The following is a 20429-nucleotide window of genomic DNA, read 5'->3' as shown; positions in this document are numbered from 1 at the left end:
CGTGGTGAAAAAAGGGATTATTCAGCAATCGTTAGGTGGTTTTTATGATGTCTTATGCGATGGCCAAATTTTTCGGACGCGGGGGCGTGGTAACTTCCGGCAGAAAAAGATTAAGCCACTGGTGGGTGACAAGGTTGAATTTAGTGCTGATGACCAGCAACATGGCTACCTTTTAAAAGTTTTGCCACGGACTAACAGCCTGGTGCGACCACCAGTGGCAAATGTGGACTTAGCGGTTGTCGTTACTGCCGTCGTCCAACCGCGTTTTACGCCTAATTTGTTAGACCGTCAGCTGGTGGCGTTGGCCAAGAGCAAGATTACGCCAGTGATCTACTTTTCCAAGACTGACCTGGCTACCACTGAAGAATACCGTCAAATAACGGCGGTTGCGGATGGATACCGTCATGCGGGCTACCAAGTCTTGAGCGGCCGGAAACCATTTTCTACTGAGCAGTTAGCCCAACTCAAAGCGGTCCTCAGCGGCCACGTGGTGACGATGATGGGACAAACGGGGGCCGGTAAGTCGACCCTGCTAAACCACTTGGATTCACGCTTACAGTTAGCGACTGGCGAGATTTCGCAGGCCCTCAAGCGGGGGCGACATACTACTCGCAAGGTCAGCCTGCTTGACGTTGCGGGGGCGTTGATTGCCGATACGCCGGGGTTCTCCTCATATGAGGACCTTTCAATTGATGCTGAGACGTTACCCCAATTATTTCCAGAAATGGTTAAAGTGGCACCGCAATGCCGTTTCCGTGGGTGTCGTCACTTAAAGGAACCTGGATGTGCGGTGAAGGATGCGGTTGCCAGTGGTACAATAATGAAGTCACGATATGAAGATTACGTTGCTTTTCAGCAAATGATTGCCAATCGTAAACCGAAGTATTAGAAACGAGGAGATTACAAATGATTAAAGTTGCGCCTTCAATTTTAAGTGCTGATTTTGTTAACCTTCAACGCGATATCGAACGTGTTGATAAGGGTGGGGCAGAATACTTGCACATTGATATTATGGATGGTCAGTTTGTGCCAAGTATCTCGTTTGGCCCTGGTTTTGTGAAAGCAATTCGGCCAATCACCGAGATGGTATTAGACGTTCACCTGATGGTTCAAAATCCGGAACACCTGATTCCAGAATTTGCGAAAAACGGGGCAGATATCATCGGGGTTCAAGTCGAAGCAACCCAGCACATCCACCGTGCTTTGCAAATCATTCACAACAACGGTGCTAAGGCTGAAGTTGTCATCAATCCGGGGACACCAGTAGCCATGATTACACCGGTTCTCCACATGGTTGATCAGGTATTAGTGATGACCGTTAACCCAGGCTTTGGTGGTCAGAAGTTCCTGCCAGAGACGGTTGACAAGATTGCTGAATTAAACGAGTTGAAGCGAAAACACGGGTATAACTTTGACATCGAAATTGATGGTGGGGTTAATGACCAGACCGTCGTTCCGTGCTACAAGGCGGGTGCTACCGTCGCCGTTGCTGGCTCCTTCGTTTTCGGGGCAGACGATCCGGTTGAACGGGTTAATGCTATCCGTAACGCAACGAAGTAAGGAGCAGTAATTATTCAAGAGGGGCTGTCGACAGTCCCTCTTCTTTTGTTAGGTGGTGTTTTAATGAACAAAGTTTCCACGGTCAACTTGATGGTTGGCGGACCGCAACAGCTAATTCCGTGGAAAGAAGTGGAGCGGAAAGCAAACGAGCCGTGGGTGGCAGTTGATTATGGTGCAGTGCGGCTGGTGCAGCGAGGAATTATCCCCCAATATGCGTTAGGCGATTTTGATTCTAGTACTGATCAGCAGCGCCAGGCTGTTAAACAAGCTGTGGGAAAGGTTGAGCAGTTTCCCCCCGAAAAGGATTACACCGATACGCAGTTAGGGTTGCTGGCTGTCCAGCGCCATTACCAGTATGACCAAGTTTGTCTGTACGGGGCCACTGGTGGTCGGTTGGATCATTTGCTGGCGAACCTTTTTTTGCCACTGGCGCCGGTTTTTCGCCAGTCATTGCCGAAGCTGGTAATCCGTGATTGTGGCAATACTGTCAGCTTTTTTTTGCCCGGACACTATTGTCTAAGACGGGAAACAGGGATGAAATATTTGGCCTTTGTCAACTTGACGGCGGTAGAAGGACTGACATTAGTCGATGAAAAATACCCGCTTGATAATTGGCATTGCTCTTACCCGGTTTCTTGGACGAGCAATGAGTTTAAGGGTGAAAAAACCCATTTTTCGTTTAAGTCAGGAATAGTGGCAGTTATTCAGTGCCGAGATGTTATTTAATCACTGTCAAGGAAAAATACTTGAAACTTATTCTTGCATTCGTTTGCTCGCTATGGTAAATTAACTAGGTGAGTTACAGCGCAATGCGTGGCGAATAATTTGTTCAGCAGAGGAGGGAAACCAATGGCTAAGGATTACATCACTGGCAAGCGGACGCGTTTTGGTAACAAGCGTTCACACGCGTTAAACGCTAGCCGCCGCAGCTGGAAGCCAAACTTGCAGAAGGTTACCATTCTAGAAAATGGTAAGCGGAAGAAGGTTTACGTTTCTGCACGGACCCTGAAGTCGGGGAAGCTGAACCGGATTTAATTTAGCGATTAGCTGTTCGCGATGGCGGGCAGCTTTTTTAGTTTTCGGGTGGCTGCGGCGAATCTTCACTTTTGAACGCCGCTTATGTTATGATTAACCAAACTGCAAACTTTATTAAGTTAACGATCAAGGAGGCCATTTAAATGGCAGTTAAAATTAAAACTCATTCTGGCACCATCGATATCGCTAATGACGTGATTTCCTCTGTTGTTGGCGGAGCCGCAACGGACAACTACGGTGTTGTTGGGATGGCTAGCCGCAACCCCGTTCGCGATGGCTTTAATCAGATCCTGCGTCGTGAAAACTACAGCAAGGGTGTAGTGGTTCGTCAGCACGACAATGGTATTGTCGTTGAAGTGAATATCATTGTTAGCTATGGTACGAAAATCTCTGAGATCTCGAAGAGTGTTCAGCAAAAGGTTAAGTACAACCTGGAATCGATGCTGGGAATCAACGCAGACGAAGTTAACGTCTACGTTCAAGGTGTCAGGGTTACTGATAATAACTAGTACCAAGGGAGGAATTTAATTGGCTGTTAAAGAAATTACTAATCTGGAATTTGGTAAGATGGTCCAAACGGCCGCTGCTAAGTTAACCCAGCAGGCAGACTTCATTAACTCGCTGAATGTCTTTCCGGTACCGGATGGTGACACCGGGACTAATATGAGCATGTCAATGGCCAGCGGTGCGAAGTATGAGCGAGAGGCCACCAGCCTCAACGTTGGTGATTTGGCAGGTGCCGTTGCCAAGGGGCTGCTGATGGGGGCCCGGGGGAATTCGGGTGTCATCTTATCGCAAATCTTCCGTGGCTTTGCCAAGGACGTTGAGGGGAAGAAAATCCTCTCCGTTGATGAATTTGTTCACGCTTATGCTGCTGGTGCACAAACTGCTTACAAGGCAGTGATGAAGCCGACAGAGGGAACCATCTTAACGGTTGTGCGTGAAAGTGCCCAGGCCGGAATTGACGATATTGAAAACGGCAATAACCAGGACGTGGTTACCGTGATGAAGGATATCCTGGACGCGGGGCAAGCAGCGCTGAAAAAGACGCCAGAATTACTGGCCGTCCTGAAGGAAGTCGGCGTTGTGGACTCAGGTGGACAGGGCTTAGTCTTTGTCCTGCAGGGCTTTTACGATGCGTTGGTTGGCAAGGAAAGTACTGAGCAGCCTGATAGCGCGCAGATTGATGAAATGATTAACGTTAAGCACCACCAAAGCGCACAAGGTAAGCTCAATCCGGAAGACATTAAGTATGGCTACTGTACTCAAATGATGGTGCGGCTTGGCCGGGGCAAACAGGTTGACCGCAAATTTGATTACTATACCTTCTACAATTACCTGGCTAAACTGGGTGATAGTCTACTGGTCATTAATGATGATGAAGTTGTTCGTGTGCACGTTCACACCGAGCATCCCGGGAAGGTGCTGTCATGGGGTCAAGAGTTTGGTGACCTTCAGACGGTTAAGGTTGATAATATGCGCTGGCAGCAAGAGGAAATCATGGAACATGACGACCATCAAGCGGACGGGGCAGCCGAAACTCCTGTTGAACGGGCGAAGGAACAGTCCACGAAGAAACCTGAAACAGCGGTCATTGCCGTTGTTGCCGGGAAAGGGGTTGCCGATCTTTACAAGGGGATGGGCGTTACTACCATTATCAGTGGTGGTCAGACCATGAACCCAAGTATCGAAGACTTGGCTGATGCGATCACCAACAGTGGTGCTAAGCAGGCGTTAGTTCTGCCTAACAATGGCAACATTTTCATGGCAGCTGACCAAGCGGCCCAGGTTGCTGATATTCCAGTGGCGATTGTTCACAGCAAGAGCATTGCTCAGGGGCTGACAGCTCTTTTGGAATATAACCCTGATGCAAGCTTGCAGGAAAACCATGACAATATGGAAGCTAATTGTGCCAACGTTAAGAGCGGTGAAGTTACCATTGCCGTGCGTGACACCAAGCTCAATGGTCGTGAAATCAAGAAGGACGACTACATGGGGATTGTTGATGGTGAAATCACCAACACTAATCCGGATGTCCAGGCCGCTGCCACTGAGATGGTAAAGCGGATGCTGGATGAAGACAGCGAAGTTGTCACGATCTTGTTCGGCCAGGAGGGCAACAAGGCGACAGCAGAAAAAATTCGTGATGCGGTTCTTGATGCCGATGATGAATTAGATGTCCAAATCTATGAAGGGGATCAACCAGTTTACCCTTACTTGATTTCTGTTGAATAAATAATGATGCTTTCGGCTGTGCGACGTGGTTCGCACAGCCGCTTTTGCCAATCGTGGGGGGAGGCAGGATTACCGTGAAAAGTTTAAATGATCCGGTCACTCAGTTAACGGGCGTGGGTGCCAAAACGGCTGAACACTTGGCCAGTCTCAATATTAAAACTGTTGGCGACCTGCTCACCTATTACCCGTCACGCTATGACGATTTTGCACCGACAGACCTTCACGGTGCCAAGGACAAGCAGAAAGTGACGGTTTCTGGGACGGTGATGTCGGAGCCGCTACTGTCCAGATTTGGCTATCATCGCAACCGGTTGAGCTTCCGTCTCCTGGTGGGGCGGGACGTCGTACTAGTTAATTTCTTTAACCAGCCGTACCTCAAGAACCGGGTGATCCTCAACCAGGACGTGACTGTCTTTGGCAAGTGGGAAGCTAGCAGACAACAGGTGCTAGGAAGTAAATTAATTACTCAAACAGCAGAAGATCAGGAAGAACTGGGCGCTATTTATCCCGTTAATAAGCATGTGCGGCAGTCCACCATCCGGAAACTGGTTAAACAGGCTTACCATCGATACCAGGATGTGATTGCGACGCTTCTGCCACTTGCTTTGCGACAGCGCTATCAGTTGATGGAACGTCGGCAAATGATCCAGGAAATGCATTTTCCCAATGATCCGGCACAATTGAAGGCGGCTCGGCGTACTGCTATTTATGAAGAATTTTTCCTGTTTCAACTGCGGCTCCAGGCAATTAAGCTGACTAATGAGCAAACCCCGGGCAACTCCATTTTGTATCACAATGACGAGTTGAGAAGCTTTATTCAGACGATTCCCTTTGAATTGACCGGTGCACAAAAGCGGGTGGTAAACGAAATTTGCCGTGACTTGCGTCGGCCCTACCAGATGAACCGTCTCTTGCAGGGGGACGTTGGCTCGGGGAAGACCATTGTCGCGGCACTGGCCATTTTTGCCACCATCAATGCTGGATTTCAAGCAGCACTGATGGCCCCGACTGAAATTCTTGCTCAGCAGCACGCAAATAAGTTAGCAAAGATTTTTGCCGGGACACCAGTTAAGATTGGGCTTTTAACAGGATCACTTAAACCCAAGGAGCACCAACGATTGACCGCTGCAATTAAAAAGGGTGAAATCAACCTCATTATTGGAACACACGCGTTGATTCAAGAAAGTGTTGATTATGCGAACCTGGGTTTGGCAATTATCGATGAGCAGCACCGTTTTGGGGTTAAGCAGCGCCAGGCATTACGGGAAAAAGGGCATCATCCGGATGTCTTAGCGATGACCGCCACGCCGATTCCGCGGACGCTCGCCATTACGTCATATGGTGAAATGGATATTTCGGTCATCGATGAAATGCCAGCTGGACGCAAACCGGTCGAGACTCGCTGGCTGCGAGAAAACCAAGCCCCGGCAGCACTGGACTTTGTTGACCAACAGTTAGCAGCAGGAGCCCAAGTTTACGTTGTCAGTCCCCTCATCGAGCAATCGGAGACACTAGACGTGCAGAATGCGACTGAGTTGTACGAGCGTTTTGCCAAGTATTTCGGTAGTAAGTACCAGGTGGGTTTACTTCACGGTCGCATGGACAACGAAGAAAAAGAGCAGGTGATGGCAGACTTTAAGCAGGGAAAAATCCAAGTACTGGTGGCAACAACGGTAATTGAAGTCGGTGTTGATAACCCTAATGCCACCGTGATGATGATTTATAACGCCGACCAATTTGGCTTAGCTCAGCTCCACCAGCTGCGTGGTCGAGTCGGTCGGGGAGATCGGCAGAGTTACTGCTTACTAATTGCAGATCCGAAGACTGATGACGGTGTTGAGCGAATGAACACCATGGTGGCAACTGACGATGGCTTTAAAGTTGCCCAACGCGACCTTGAGCTGCGCGGTTCGGGGAATGTTCTTGGTAAGAAACAGTCAGGTATTCCCGACTTTAAGGTAGGGGACCCAGTTGGCGACTTAAAAGTTCTCCAAATTGCGAGAAACGATGCCGAAGACCTGTTGAAGACACCCCACTGGGAAGAAGTTGATGAAAATCAACCACTGGTGCTTTATTTGACTCGTCGTAAGTTAAAGACACACTTTGATTAGGAGAGGATACAAAATGAGAATTGCAGTTGACGCGATGGGCGGCGACAATGCGCCCCAAGCGATTATCGCGGGTGTCGAACGGGCACGTGATCAGTTCGGTGATATTGAATTCGTCCTGTATGGCGACCAGCAAAAGGTCAGACCGTTAATTAAGGATGACACTCGCTTGACGCTCGTTTCGACCAGTGAAGAGATTAGTATGGGTGAAGAACCGGTTCGCGCAATTCGCAAGAAAAAAGATTCCTCCATTGTCAGGGCAGCGATGGCGGTGAAAAAGGGCGAAGCGGATGCCTTTTTCTCTGCCGGGAATACCGGGGCTGTTTTGGCAGCTGGTATTTTCATTGTTGGCCGGATTAAGGGAATTGACCGGCCGGGCTTAACTAGTGTCTTGCCAGTTGGCAACCCACAGTCGAACGCTAAGCAGCTGGTCTACCTTGATACCGGTGCCAATGCCGAAAACAAGGAACTTAACCTGATCCAGTATGCCTATCTCGGTCGTTTTTACGCGGAAAGTATGTTTGGTGTTGACCAGCCGCGGATTGCCTTATTGAACAATGGGGCTGAAGAAGATAAGGGCGACCCCCTGCACAAGGCTGTTTGGCAGGAATTGAATTCTCGTCATGACCTTAACTTTATCGGTAACGTGGAAAGTGGCGATCTGCTGGCAGGAAAAGCTGACGTGATCGTTAGTGATGGCTGGACAGCCAACGCCGCTTTAAAAGCGACTGAAGGGACTGCGAAGACGATGCTGGCGTTGATTAAGGATGGTATCTTAAATGGCGGATTACGTGCTAAACTGGGCTACTTATTGCTCAAGCCAGTCTTCCACTATGTTGGTCACAAGATGAGTGCCAGCACGTATGGGGGAGCAGTCTTGTTGGGACTGAAAGCCCCCGTTGTCAAAACGCACGGTTCATCAGACGCTACTGCCGTTACTAATACTATTGCTCAGATTCACCAGATGGTCTCGTCCAAGATGATCGACCAGACTGTGGAATTCTTTAGTAATGCTGATCGGCTTAAAGAGATGGACAATTAGCGCTAAAACTAATAAAATAGAAAAGCGATGCTAGATAATTAAGGAGAAAAAACGATGGAGCGAAAAGAAGTGTTTGATCAGGTTGCATCAATTGTGGCTGATCATTTCGATATTGATAAGGTCAAGATTACCGAAGACCTCAATCTCCGGACTGACTTAAAAGCCGACTCAATCGACTTTGTTGAGTTTATGCTTGAACTGGAAGACACCTTTGGTTCAACAATTGATGATGATGAAGCTGAAAAGCTGAACACCATTGGTGAAGTGGTCGATTACATCGTTGCTCACCAGAACGAAGACAACTAAGGTTGAGATAATGGCTACGTTGAAATTCAGCGTGGCCTTTTTTACGGAACGGGGGTATTTAAACTAATGAATAGGGACCTCAGTGACTTGCAAGCCTACCTGGCTGATGAATACCAAATTAAGTTTCAACGGCCGGAATTGCTTGCTGAAGCCTTTACTCAGGCTTCATACGTTAATGAGCATCCACACCAGGGATTAAAATTCTACGAACGGGTAGAATTCCTCGGTGATGCGGTGCTGCAGTTATTTGTCTCGGAGTATATTTACAAACGCTACCCACAACTGCCGCAGGGGAAACTGACCCGTTTGCGGGCTGCAATGGTGTGTGAAGACAGTTTCTCGAAGTTTGCCAAGGAATGCCATTTTGATGAATACATTCGTCTTGGCAAGGGGGAAGAAAAGGCCGGGGCACGCCAGCGGACTAGTTTGTTGTGTGATATTTTCGAGTCGTTTATTGGCGCCCTGTATTTAGACCAGGGGCGCGACGCGGTTGAACGCTTTATTCACCGGGTGATCTTTCCTAAACTGGACCAAGGCTGGTTTGACCACGCCGTTGATGCCAAAACGAGTTTGCAGGAGTACCTGCAACGCCAGGGTGACGTTGATATCAAGTATCACTTGCTGGCGGAACGGGGGTCGGAAAACGAACCAGTCTTCAAGGTCAACGTTAGCGCCAATGGTAAAGTGATCGGAGTTGGCCAGGGCAGTTCTAAGAAACACGCCGAAATGGCGGCAGCTCAGCAAGCACTAGTGAAACTACGGAAGCAAGAGTAATTAATTATGCAACTTTTGTCGTTACAGCTGAATGGATTTAAATCATTTGCTGATAAAACCACCATTAAATTTAAAGATGGGATTACCGGGATTGTTGGCCCCAACGGTAGTGGGAAGAGCAACCTGATAGAAGCAATCCGCTGGGTGTTGGGGGAACAATCCGCCAAGACCTTACGGGGCGATAAGATGGCCGACGTGATCTTTAACGGCTCGGCTGACCGGAAGCCGCTTAACCGGGCCGCAGTGACGATTACCTTTGATAATAGCGATCACTACCTTCAAAGCGAGTACAACACCATTACCGTCACGCGGCGACTTTATCGGAACGGGGATAGTGAATACCTACTCAATAACCAGGAAGTTCGCCTCCGTGATATTCTGAACCTCTTTATTGACTCTGGACTAGGTCGAGAGTCTTTTTCCATTATTTCACAGGGGAGAATTGCGGCAATCTTTAACGGGAAACCAGCAGATCGGCGGGCCATTATTGAAACCGTCGCGGGGGTTGCCAAGTACAAGAAAAATAAGGAAACGGCTAGTAAGCGCCTTGAAGCGGCCACTGATAACCTCAACCGGGTTAATGACATTGTTACTGAATTAACTGGCCAGCTGGGTCCACTGAAGGAGCAGAGTGCCCTCGCGCAGGACTACCTCGAGCAAAAAAAGCAGTTTGACCTGTTTGACCGGACGCGGCTGGTCCGGTTAGTTGACCGCCAACAAAAAAACATGACAACTGTTAACCAGCAAGTGACTGCCGCTAAACGACAACGGGCTTCCTATGACCAGCAGATCAAGGCGGCCGACCAGCAACTTGCTCAACTGGAAGCTGAGCAGCGCCAACACCGCCAGGTCAAGGATCAGCTGCAGCAAAAGATTCTGGAACAGACATCATTAATTGCTAAACTGAATAACCAGCAATCCCTGTCAAGTGCCCGCCAGCAACAGCGTCAAGAAGAACTGCAGCGACTCCGTAATGAGTTGCAGGCAAAAAAAGATTTATTGGCAAAGCTGTCAACCAAGTTAGCACAACAAGAAGAGCAACTGGCTAGCCAGCAAGCCCAGATCAAACAACAGCGGCATGAGCTTAAGGTTGCCCGGTCACAGAGCCTGGACGAGCGGGAGCAGACGCTGAAACAGCAAATTGAAGCTCTCCGCAACCAGCAAGTCGACCTGATGCAGCAACAGACGACAGTCCATAACGAGTTGTTGTTTATTCAACGCAATCACCAGCAAGAAAGCCAGCAGCGGCGACAAAATGAAACGCAGTTGCAGGCAGCAAAACAGCGGCTGGCCTTGTTAAAGCACCAGCAAGCAGACCAGCAAGCCACGGTTGATCACCTGGCACAACAACTGGATCAGCACCAAAAAGAGCTGGCGGCCGCCCAGGAGCATTCAGGCAAGCTCAGCCAGCAATATGACCAGGCCCAACGACAATGGTATCAGCAGTTGGGTGATGTCCACTCGATGGAGTCACGGATCAAGAGCTACCGGGCAATGGCGGCTGATTACACTGGCTTTTACCAGGGAGTCAAGCATGTGCTCGAACACCGCCATGATTTTCCGGGGTTAAGGGGTGCTGTCAGTGAGCTGATTGATGTGCCGGTTAACTTAACAACCGCCATCGAAACAGCACTGGGGTCGCAACTGCAGCAGCTGGTTGTTGATAGCCAGGAGACAGGGAAGCAAGTTATTCGGTTCCTGGTTCGGCAACGCGCTGGCCGGGTGACGATCTTACCGCTGACTGCGTTGCGGCCGGCGCGACAGCTGAACATTAATAACCTGGCTAATCTTCCTGGTTTTGTTGGCGTTGCCAGTCAGTTGATTCACTTTGCGGCGGAGTTTCGACCGGCCATTGACCACTTACTGTCGACGACGATTATTGCAGATAACCTGAATCACGCCACGGTAATTGCTAACCATGCCTTTCACCGGGCACGGGTGGTGACCCTTGACGGTCAAGTGATTAATGCCAGTGGTTCGATGAGCGGTGGGGCCAACCGTCACCAGCGCATCGGTTTGTTATCGCAGAAGCAACAGCTCAAGTCGATGAAAGAACAGCTGGGAGCTGTCCAGCAACAGGCTAACGAGACCGAACAGCGGGTTCACCGTTTAACGGCGGCCCGGGCCGCGAACCACGATCTGCTAGGCCAACTTCAGCAGCAAAACCAGGCAGCTAGTGACCAACTGGGAAAAGCACAATCGGACTTGCAGTTAGCTACCGCCCAGTTGGCGGCCACCAAACGACAATTGGCTGTTTTTCAGGCCCAGAATGGGACTGACGGCGACCGTGATTTTCACCAGCAAATGACTACCAAGCAGCAGCAGGCGCAACAGCTGACTGACCAGTTAGGACGTGTCAAGGATGAGTTGGCACAAAAACAGCAGCAGTTAGCTGACTTGACTGCGAGTGCGGCCGCTCAAGCTGACCAGTTGCACCAAATGGAACAACGGTTGGCGGTTGCTGAAGAACGATTCAGCCATGACCAACGTGATGCTCGTGAGATGAAGCAACGTTGCCTCCAGGCCAAGGATGAAGTAGCGGCATTAGTTGAACAGCGTGATTCACTGCAGAAAAATGATCATCGTGATAACGGTCAGCGGCAATCTACTGGTCAGGTTTTGGCAGAGACAAAAAAGGCACTGGCCGACAACCAGCAGCAAGCTGCCCACAACGAAGAGCAGTTGTCCAACTTGGACCAAGATCTGGCCGATCGTAACGCAGCCAACCAGCGGTTGCGGAACTTGCAGCGGGCCACCCTGGATCAGCTCAGCCAGTTAACAGGTAAGCAGGCGCGACTGGAAACTTCGATTGATAATAGCTTAAACCGCCTGAGTGAGGACTATTCTATGACGCTGGCTGAAGCTCGACAGCACCTGTCGACCCTCGATGACCAAACAATTCAGACCCGGTTAAAGCTCTTGAAAAAAGGGTTGGATGAACTGGGACAGGTCAACCTGGGAGCGATCGAGCAGTACCGTGAAATGAAGGAACGCTTTGACTTCTTGAGTAGTCAGCGTCAGGACTTGTTGGACGCTAAAAAGCAGTTATTAGAAACGATGAACCAGATGGACAACCAGGTGAAGAGTCGGTTCATTTCTACCTTTAAGGAAGTGTCTGCCGCATTCACGGCGACCTTTAGCGAGATCTTCGCGGGCGGTCGGGCAAAGTTACAGCTGACAGCACCTGATGATTTATTAAATACGGGTGTGGACATTATGGCCCAACCGCCTGGCAAACGTAACCAACAGTTAAGTTTGCTGTCTGGTGGGGAGCAGGCATTGACAGCTATTGCCCTGTTATTTGCCATCTTGAAGGTCCGGCCGGTCCCGTTTGCTATTTTAGATGAGCCAGAAGCGGCACTCGACGCTGTTAATGTTGACCGCTTTGCCCATTATCTGGGGCGGTTTGGTCATCAGGGGCCACAATTCATTGTGATTACGCACCGCAAGGGAACCATGATGAACGCTAACGTTCTCTACGGGGTGACGATGCAGGAATCAGGAGTTTCACGGATGGTATCAGTCGATGTTGCTGACGCCTTGTCAGCGGCGGACAAAGACCAGCAGCAATAAAAAGGAGAGAGGCACATGGGTTTATTTGACATCTTTCGCCGGAAGAAAAAGGAAAAACAGCAAGCGACGGCTAAGACTGTCGTTGAAAAAGAGCAAGCAACTGGTTCCCAGACAACTGATGGGAGTCAAGAAACAGGCAGCACGTCGGCACAAGCTCCAACCAGTACTAGTGAGTCACAGTCGATATTAGTGGCTGCCAGTGAGCAATCTTCTGTTGCGTCGCAGTCGGTAGCTGCTAGTGTCAGTGAAAGCCAGCAAACAGGAGATAACGAGCAACGGACCGATAATCTTTCTCAGCCAATGGTGACGAGGACTAGTGTTCAGTCCACCGCCACAGTGGCCCAATCTGTTGCTCCGTCTTCAACAACTAACGTGGCAGATGACGGCGAGACCCCCGAAGGTCAGGACAAAGCGCCAGCTGAGGTCAATGCCGGTGACGACAATGAGTCGACCACCGAAACGGCCAAGTATGACCGGGGATTGAAGAAGTCGCGGACCGGTTTTGGTGCCCGGCTCAACCGGTTCTTAGCTAACTTCCGCCACGTAGACGAAGATTTCTTTGAGGACCTGGAGGACTTACTGATTGAGTCCGATGTCGGTGTGGATATGGCAATGAAGCTTTCCGATGAGCTGCGGGACGAAGTAAAACTGCAAAATGCCCACAGCAAGCAGGATGTTTCTAACGTGATCATCGAAAAAATGGTCGAACTATATGAAGCGGCCGGTGCAGGTGAAAATAACGCCATTAACTGGGCAGCCAACGGACCGACGGTGATGATGTTTGTTGGTGTTAACGGGGCTGGTAAAACCACGACGATTGGCAAGATGGCTGCACGGGCCAAAAAGGAAGGCAAAAAAGTCCTCCTGGCGGCTGCCGATACATTTCGTGCTGGCGCAACCGAACAACTGGAGGTCTGGGCTGAGCGGGATGGTGTCGAGATTGTCACGGGTCCTGAAAACTGTGACCCGGCAGCCGTTGTTTTCGATGCAGTTAAAAAGGCGAAGGAAGAACAGTTTGACGTGCTCTTTGTCGATACTGCCGGTCGACTGCAAAACAAGGTTAACTTGATGAAGGAATTAGCCAAGATGAAGCGGATTTTGACCCGTGAAATTCCTGACGCCCCTCATGAAGTATTGCTGGTTCTTGACGCCACTACCGGTCAAAATGCTTTGACCCAGGCAAAGCTGTTTAAGGAAAGCACTGATGTGACGGGAATTGTCTTAACTAAATTAGATGGGACTGCGCGCGGGGGAATTGTCCTGGCGATTAGGAACGAGCTTCACCTGCCAGTCAAATTCGTTGGTTTAGGCGAACATGTAGATGACTTACAGACCTTTGACCCGAGCGAATTTGTTTACGGTCTCTTTAAAGGATTAGTAGAAGAGTAATCGGGAGCTGCTGATGGAACTAGCAAAGAATGAGGAAATCAACGCATTGCTGGAGTTTTACCAGCCGTTGCTGACGCGTAAACAGCAAGAATACATGCAGCTTTATTACGGTGATGATTATTCGCTGGGAGAAATTGCGGAAAATTTTGCGGTGTCACGGCAGGCCGTCTACGATAACATTAGGCGGACGGAGCAGATTTTGCGGGAATATGAAGACAAATTGCATCTCCATCGCCAGTTTCTGGCCCGCAACCAGGTGGCTGACCAGTTAGCGAGTTACGTTGGTAAACATTATCCGGGGGACAAGCAGTTGTTAAAAATTATTCACCGGCTTGATCACCTGGAAGAAGAATAAACGCGGTAAAGTGTTAAAATAAAACGAACCAATTTCCGCAAAGAACTGAGGAGACTATCAAATGGCATTTGAAGGATTAACTGAACGCCTGCAAAAGGCAATGGAAAAACTGCGGCGCAAGCCCAAAGTTACCGAAGCTGACTTACGAGAAACGATGCGCGAGATTAGGTTGGCCCTACTGGATGCCGACGTCAATTTCGCGGTGGTCAAGGACTTCGTTAAAACTGTCCGGAAAAAGGCAATGGGTGCCGAGGTCTTAAAGGGCCTCAATCCTGCCCAACAAATTGTCAAAATCGTCAATGATGAACTGACGTCGCTGATGGGGGCCGAAGCGGTTCTGCTGGCTAAGGCGTCGCAGGGACCGACGATCATTATGATGGTTGGGCTGCAAGGTGCCGGGAAGACGACCACCGCTGGTAAGCTGGCACTTCGCCTGAAGGATAAGCAACATGCGCGGCCACTGTTCATTGCGGCTGACGTTTACCGGCCGGCGGCAATTACCCAGTTGAAACAGGTCGCCGCCTCAATCGATGTCCCAGTCTTCGATGAGGGAACTGACGTTGATCCCGTCAAGATCGTGGAAGATGGGCTTGGCCAGGCCCGCGCTAATAAAAATAACTACGTCATCATTGATACGGCTGGTCGTTTACAAATCGACGAGAAGTTGATGGATGAGCTAGCACGGATCAAGGAAGTTGCTCAGCCAAATGAAATCCTGCTGGTTGTCGACGCGATGACGGGGCAAAATGCTGTTAATACGGCAGAAGGCTTTGATAGTAAGCTGGACATCACCGGGGTCGTCCTCACCAAGTTAGATGGTGACACCCGTGGTGGGGCGGCAATGTCCATCCGGGCCGTTACCGGCAAGCCAATTAAGTTTGTCGGTGAGGGTGAAAAGATGGATGACCTGGACATCTTCCACCCTGACCGGATGGCCTCACGAATTCTGGGGATGGGTGACATGATGACCCTGATCGAAAAAGCCCAGCAGAATTTCGATGAGGAACAAGCGCAGGAAACAATGGATAAGATGCGCGCCAATACCTTTGACTATAATGACTTCGTGGACCAACTGGACCAAGTTAATAAGATGGGTTCCTTAGAAAAGATCATGAAAATGATCCCCGGGGTGGCTAATAACCCGGCTTTGCAGAATATGCAGCTCGACCCAAAGCAAATGGGGCACATGAAGGCAATTGTGATGTCCATGACCCCCGAGGAACGCCAGAATCCAGACTTGATGAACCCCAGTCGACGGCGGCGGTTGGCGGCTGGTGCTGGCCGGCCAATCGTTGAGGTTAACCGGATGATCAAGCAGTTCAACCAGATGCGCAAAATGATGAAACAAGTAACCAATGGTAACATGAGCGGCATGGCTAACCTTTTTGGCGGCCAAATGCCTGGCGGCAAGATGGGACAGATGGCGATGAACTCGATGGCCCGTAACGCCAAGAAGGCGCAAAAGCGCAAGTACCGCAAATTACGGAAGCTGCGGCGACGCCGTTAAACAAGTAAGCCCCAAAGTGTGCTTGGGGCTTACTTTTCATTAATATGTGCAGGCAAAGGGGAGCAGTGGATTCGAATGACAGTAATTAATTGTTTACGGAATGATCAAGGTGACCACCCGGCGATGAGTTTGGAAACACTCAGCGCAGGTCATTTGCTGGTGGTTGGCCAAACAGGTAGCGGGAAGACCACTACTACTTTATCCTTGCTGGACCAATTGAATCATGCTGCTACGGCGGTGATTGTTCTGGATCCGACCGGTGAATACCAGGCCTTACCAGGCAGTCAGCACTATGTTGTTGGCCAGAACTGTTTTCTTGATGCTGGTTCCTGGAGCGGGGAAGAATTACTGACTGCTTTGCGGGTTAGCCATGACGAACGGCAGCGCGAGCTAGTTGACCGGGCGATTCAATCGCTGCGAATTGAACTGAATATTCATCAGCGACGGGGAATTTACCGCAAGATTGGTCGATCATCGGCAGAATTTCTGGCCGATGCTCGTCGGTTGGGGGAGTGGGCACAATCGTACCCGGTGGCCTTGTTGGCTGACCAGCTGGTTGAAGAAATGGTGGTGCCATTCGAGAACCAGCGCGCGGATTACCACCTTTTGGGTCAACAGTACGACCACCAGTTAATCAGCCAGCAGTGGCAGTTTATCTCGACACTTCGTCAGCGACTAGCCAGCCATGATTTTCGTGAACTGTTTGATGTTTCTGCTCACCCGGGCCGGGTTGCTTATGAGCTTCATTTTGTCCTTCAAATGTATTTGACAAAGCGCGCCACCAAACCGCTGGTAATTGACTTATCACACCTGGAAGAAGCGGGCAGTGTCCAACGGGCTTTAATCTCGCAACTACTAAATGAGATGCTAACGATTCGCCAACAGCTAGCAAGGAAGGACACCTTTCCGGTGGAACTGGTGATCGACGAGGCCCACCGTTACTTGCCTGACGACCAGCATAACTTGGCTGATAATGGTATCTTTCGCCTGTTGCGGGAGGGCCGAAAAGCTGGATTATCATTGCTGATTACCACCCAGTCAACACTCGATTTGCCCGATCGACTGCGTTCGCAATTTGCGACCATTGTGGTTCATCACTTGGCAAGCGTCGACGAGTTATCTTATTTGCACCTGCAACAGTTGCCAACGACGCAGTTAACAACGGGGGAAGTCTTCTTGCTACATTATGGCATTACCCCACAACAATGGTGGGTGAAGGTCCCTCAATGGTTGATAAACTAAAAAAACGGCACTCCCCATCAGGAGTGTCGTTTTTGTTATGAAATCACTTTAAGCACGTGACTTGTAGGAAGCGTCAGTCGTGTTGATGATCAGTTCGTCACCATTCTTAACGAATGCTGGAACGTTAACCACCAGACCAGTTTCCATTGTTGCCGGCTTGCCACCACCATCAATGGTAGCACCCTTGATCATTGGTTCAGTCTTAGCAACCTTGAGGGTAACCGTTGCTGGTAGTTCAACACCGATTAATTCGGAACCAACAAATTCCATCGTCAGGTTCATGTTTGGAACCAGGTATTGGCATTCTTCTTCGATTTGGGACTTGTCAATGTTGTATTGATCGTAAGTTTCCAAGTCCATGAAAACGTAGTTGTTTTCTTCGTTGTAAAGGTATTGCGCACTCTTCTTGTCGATCGTGACGTCTTCTACCTTTTCGGTTGGCCGCATCGTCGTCTGAACGATGGCACCGTTGCGCAGGTTCTTAATCTTCATCTGCATCAGGGTGTTACCCTTACCTGGCTTGTGGTGGTTAATTTCCTTAACTTGGAATAACTTGGTATCGCGCTTGAAAACCATGCCCTTTTTCAAATCGATAGTTTGGATCATGGTGAAACCTCCTCAGACAATTAAAAATAATTGATGGCGTACTAGTACAAATACTAAGTACCTCATAACTTCTAGGATACTATAATCTGGCTATTTGTACAGTAAAAATTGATTAAGCAGTGACTTTTAACAATTTTGAGGCTGTTAAGGAATTTTACTTTACATTTCCGAAAAAGGCTGGTATATTATGACTTGTGAAAAAAACAGGGAGGTAGACATTCAATGTCCGTTAAGATTCGTTTAAAGCGGATGGGTTCAAAGCGTAACCCATTTTACCGGATCGTCGTTGCCGACTCACGGCGCGCTCGTGACGGTCGTTTCATCACTGCACTGGGGACTTACAACCCACTGACGACGCCAAAGCAGATTAAGTTTGACGAGGAAGCAGTTCTCGACTGGTTGAACAAGGGTGCTCAACCATCAGACACCGTTCGCAACATTCTGCAAAAGGCCGGTGTGATGAAGAAGTTTCACGAAGCAAAGTTTGCTTCAAAGAAGTAGTGATCGTTAATCATGACTGAACCAGATACCAAGGCACTGATTAAAGCATTAGTTGCGCCACTTGTTCGCCAACCGGATAAAATCCGGATTGCTGAGAGTGATCAGGGTAAGTTTCATCGTTTCCAGTTAACGGTTGATCATCGTGATGTTGGCCGGGTGATCGGTCGGCAGGGTCACGTCGTTTCAGCGTTAAGGACGGTGGTTGAGGGTAGCCGTTCGCGGCAATCGCACCAAAAGAAAATTCGGTTCACTGTTCATGATTACCGTCACTAATAAGAAGAGTCGCGACAAGCCGTTTGGCGAGTGGCGGCTTTTTTCGTCAGCTAACGAAAGAGAGCAATTCAATGAAGTATTATGATGTTGCGACAATTGTTAAGACCCACGGCATCAAGGGGGAACTGCAGGTTCTGTCCGTGACCGATTTTCCGGAAGAACGCTTTCAACCGGGGAGCCAGTTATTTTTGACCACGGACAATGGCACCCAGCCAGTAGAGGTCGAAAGCGTCCGACCCCATAAACAGTTTTTACTAGTGAAGCTCAAGGGTCACGACAATATTAACGATGTCTTGCCCTTTGTGAAGGGCAAACTCCAGGTGAGTGAGGACCAACAGGAAAAATTGCCAGCTGGCCAATACTACTACCGGCAGATTGTTGGGTTAGCCGTTGACGAGACTAATGGTCATCATCTTGGCAGGATTAAAGAGATTATGCCGACCGGGGCTAATGACGTGTGGGTGGTAGAACGGGCTGCAAAGGCGGACCTGCTATTGCCTGCTATTCCCGACGTCGTGAAAAAGGTTGACCTGGATAAGGGGACAATCACCGTGGAATTAATGGAGGGACTGGAATAATGAGAATAGACGTTTTAAGTCTCTTTCCTGATATGTTTCAGGCAACGATGGGGGAGTCGATTATTGGCAAGGCCCAGGAAAGTAACCTGGTAGACATCCACGTGACCGATTTTCGGCAGTATACGACTGACAAGCACAACCACGTCGATGACGCACCATTTGGTGGCGGGGCCGGAATGTTGCTCCAAGCCCAGCCCATTTTTGACGCTTACCAGGCAATTCAAGATGAAATCGCTGGTCAGTACCCGAAAGGCCGGGTGATTTTAGTTGACCCGGCTGGTCGGCAGTTTGACCAGGACTACGCCCAAGAATTGGCGCAGGAGGAGCACCTAACCTTTATCTGTGGCCATTATGAAGGCTACGATGAACGCATTCGTCACTTAGTAACTGACGAGGCTTCCCTTGGCGATTACGTGGTGACCGGTGGTGAGTTGCCAGCCATGGTTATGATTGATGCAACTGTCCGCTTTGTACCGGGAGTTTTAGGCAACCAGGCCTCACCAATGGGGGACTCATTCAGCAACGGGTTGCTCGAATATCCCCAATACACCCGACCAGCTGATTTTCGCGGGATGAAGGTTCCCGAAGTCCTGCTGAGCGGGAACCACCAGAAAATTCGCGAATGGCGGATGAAGGAGTCACTGCGGCGCACCTATGAACGTCGTCCGGACCTCTTGAAGAAGGCCAAATTATCCGTTGAACAGCAACGACTGCTGCAGGACATTAAGATTGATGAAGACCCGGATGCACCCAAATAAGTCTTGAAAGTAGCTGTCGTTTTTGGTATGATATTAGTCGGCTGTTTAGCCGTGAATAACGATATTCCGCTGCCCGGATGGACATGAATGTCGGCGAAAGGAATAAGATAAAATGCGTCAAAATCCATTTATCGAAAAGATTACTGCTAGTCAACTTCGTGATGATATCCCGGAATTTCGTGCCGGTGATACTGTTCGTGTTCACGCCCTGATTGTTGAAGGTAAGCGTGAACGTGTTCAGATGTTCGAAGGGGTTGTTGTTAAGCGCCATGGTGCTGGCATCAGCGCTACCTACACTGTTCGTAAGATCAGTAACGGTGTTGGTGTTGAACGGACCTTCCCGCTTCACTCACCACGTGTTGAAAAGATCGATGTTATCCGTCATGGTAAGGTTCGTCGGGCTAAGCTCTACTACCTGCGTGAACGGAACGGTAAGTCTGCACGGATTGCTGAAAAGCGCCGTGACGTCGAAGAATAATCGACAGTCAATCGAGTCCCGGATTTCCGGGGCTCTTTTTCTACTTAAAGTCAAGTTATATCAGTACTTAGCGACTGTATTGACTTGGCTTTTTTAGATTATTATGTTC

The 20429-nt window shown here is 49.4% G+C and carries 21 protein-coding genes; 20 read left to right on the top strand and 1 reads right to left on the bottom strand.

Annotated elements, in window-relative coordinates:
- Positions 1-4: 4 nt before the first annotated feature.
- The 15 genes from rsgA (at position 5) to Q0E49_RS03925 (ending at position 17126) form a co-directional block, all read left to right on the top strand.
- Positions 5-889 carry a ribosome small subunit-dependent GTPase A gene (rsgA, locus tag Q0E49_RS03995; RefSeq protein ID WP_295746665.1) on the top strand — a complete coding sequence of 295 codons (885 nt, stop codon included), beginning with the start codon at positions 5-7 and terminating at the stop codon, positions 887-889.
- Between the two features lie 17 nt (positions 890-906).
- On the top strand, positions 907-1560 hold the full coding sequence (gene rpe, locus Q0E49_RS03990; protein ID WP_295746664.1) for a ribulose-phosphate 3-epimerase: 654 nt from the start codon (positions 907-909) through the stop codon (positions 1558-1560).
- A gap of 63 nt (positions 1561-1623) precedes the next feature.
- On the top strand, positions 1624-2286 hold the full coding sequence (locus tag Q0E49_RS03985) for a thiamine diphosphokinase (RefSeq protein WP_295746663.1): 663 nt from the start codon (positions 1624-1626) through the stop codon (positions 2284-2286).
- Between the two features lie 123 nt (positions 2287-2409).
- Entirely contained in the window at positions 2410-2595 is a 186-nt protein-coding gene (rpmB, locus tag Q0E49_RS03980; RefSeq protein WP_102278765.1) for a 50S ribosomal protein L28, read from the top strand.
- A gap of 143 nt (positions 2596-2738) precedes the next feature.
- The gene (locus Q0E49_RS03975) at positions 2739-3104 is read left to right on the top strand and encodes an Asp23/Gls24 family envelope stress response protein (protein WP_295746662.1); all 366 of its coding nucleotides are present in this window, start codon (positions 2739-2741) and stop codon (positions 3102-3104) included.
- Between the two features lie 19 nt (positions 3105-3123).
- Positions 3124-4830 (top strand): DAK2 domain-containing protein, encoded by a 1707-nt coding sequence (locus tag Q0E49_RS03970; RefSeq protein WP_295746661.1) that lies wholly within the window; start codon positions 3124-3126, stop codon positions 4828-4830.
- Positions 4831-4904: 74 nt separating this feature from the next.
- Positions 4905-6941, top strand: a complete 2037-nt coding sequence (gene recG, locus Q0E49_RS03965; RefSeq protein WP_295746660.1) for an ATP-dependent DNA helicase RecG — start codon at positions 4905-4907, stop codon at positions 6939-6941.
- A 13-nt stretch (positions 6942-6954) separates the two neighbouring features.
- Positions 6955-7980: a phosphate acyltransferase PlsX gene (gene plsX, locus Q0E49_RS03960; protein WP_295746659.1), complete on the top strand. Its 1026-nt coding sequence runs from the start codon at positions 6955-6957 to the stop codon at positions 7978-7980.
- A 54-nt stretch (positions 7981-8034) separates the two neighbouring features.
- The gene (gene acpP / locus Q0E49_RS03955) at positions 8035-8286 is read left to right on the top strand and encodes an acyl carrier protein (RefSeq protein ID WP_102278752.1); all 252 of its coding nucleotides are present in this window, start codon (positions 8035-8037) and stop codon (positions 8284-8286) included.
- Between the two features lie 66 nt (positions 8287-8352).
- Entirely contained in the window at positions 8353-9060 is a 708-nt protein-coding gene (gene rnc, locus Q0E49_RS03950) for a ribonuclease III (RefSeq protein WP_295746658.1), read from the top strand.
- A 6-nt stretch (positions 9061-9066) separates the two neighbouring features.
- Positions 9067-12633 carry a chromosome segregation protein SMC gene (gene smc / locus Q0E49_RS03945; RefSeq protein WP_295746657.1) on the top strand — a complete coding sequence of 1189 codons (3567 nt, stop codon included), beginning with the start codon at positions 9067-9069 and terminating at the stop codon, positions 12631-12633.
- A gap of 15 nt (positions 12634-12648) precedes the next feature.
- Positions 12649-14022 (top strand): signal recognition particle-docking protein FtsY, encoded by a 1374-nt coding sequence (gene ftsY, locus Q0E49_RS03940; RefSeq protein WP_295746656.1) that lies wholly within the window; start codon positions 12649-12651, stop codon positions 14020-14022.
- A 13-nt stretch (positions 14023-14035) separates the two neighbouring features.
- A complete protein-coding gene (locus Q0E49_RS03935) occupies positions 14036-14377 on the top strand; it encodes a putative DNA-binding protein (protein ID WP_295746655.1) in 342 nt (113 codons plus the stop codon).
- Between the two features lie 61 nt (positions 14378-14438).
- Positions 14439-15884, top strand: a complete 1446-nt coding sequence (gene ffh / locus Q0E49_RS03930; protein WP_295746654.1) for a signal recognition particle protein — start codon at positions 14439-14441, stop codon at positions 15882-15884.
- A 75-nt stretch (positions 15885-15959) separates the two neighbouring features.
- Complete coding sequence (locus Q0E49_RS03925; RefSeq protein ID WP_295746653.1) at positions 15960-17126, top strand: ATP-binding protein; 1167 nt, start codon at positions 15960-15962, stop codon at positions 17124-17126.
- Positions 17127-17174: 48 nt separating this feature from the next.
- On the opposite strand, the gene efp is transcribed toward Q0E49_RS03925, so the two are convergent.
- A complete protein-coding gene (gene efp, locus Q0E49_RS03920) occupies positions 17175-17732 on the bottom strand; it encodes an elongation factor P (protein WP_295746652.1) in 558 nt (185 codons plus the stop codon).
- A gap of 222 nt (positions 17733-17954) precedes the next feature.
- Between efp and rpsP the strand changes: the two genes are divergently transcribed.
- The 5 genes from rpsP (at position 17955) to rplS (ending at position 20320) form a co-directional block, all read left to right on the top strand.
- Positions 17955-18233, top strand: coding sequence for a 30S ribosomal protein S16 (gene rpsP, locus Q0E49_RS03915; protein ID WP_102278734.1), 279 nt, complete (start codon positions 17955-17957; stop codon positions 18231-18233).
- 12 nt (positions 18234-18245) lie between these two features.
- Complete coding sequence (locus tag Q0E49_RS03910) at positions 18246-18506, top strand: KH domain-containing protein (RefSeq protein WP_295746651.1); 261 nt, start codon at positions 18246-18248, stop codon at positions 18504-18506.
- Positions 18507-18577: 71 nt separating this feature from the next.
- A complete protein-coding gene (gene rimM / locus Q0E49_RS03905; RefSeq protein ID WP_295746650.1) occupies positions 18578-19084 on the top strand; it encodes a ribosome maturation factor RimM in 507 nt (168 codons plus the stop codon).
- Complete coding sequence (gene trmD, locus Q0E49_RS03900) at positions 19084-19842, top strand: tRNA (guanosine(37)-N1)-methyltransferase TrmD (protein WP_295746649.1); 759 nt, start codon at positions 19084-19086, stop codon at positions 19840-19842. Before rimM ends, trmD begins: the two co-directional genes overlap by 1 nt.
- Positions 19843-19954: 112 nt before the next feature.
- Positions 19955-20320, top strand: a complete 366-nt coding sequence (rplS, locus tag Q0E49_RS03895; RefSeq protein WP_102278725.1) for a 50S ribosomal protein L19 — start codon at positions 19955-19957, stop codon at positions 20318-20320.
- The last annotated feature ends 109 nt before the right edge of the window (positions 20321-20429 follow it).

Source organism: uncultured Limosilactobacillus sp. (genome assembly GCF_934202235.1).
Classification (GTDB): domain Bacteria; phylum Bacillota; class Bacilli; order Lactobacillales; family Lactobacillaceae; genus Limosilactobacillus.
This window is presented reverse-complemented; position numbering and strand designations above follow the sequence as displayed.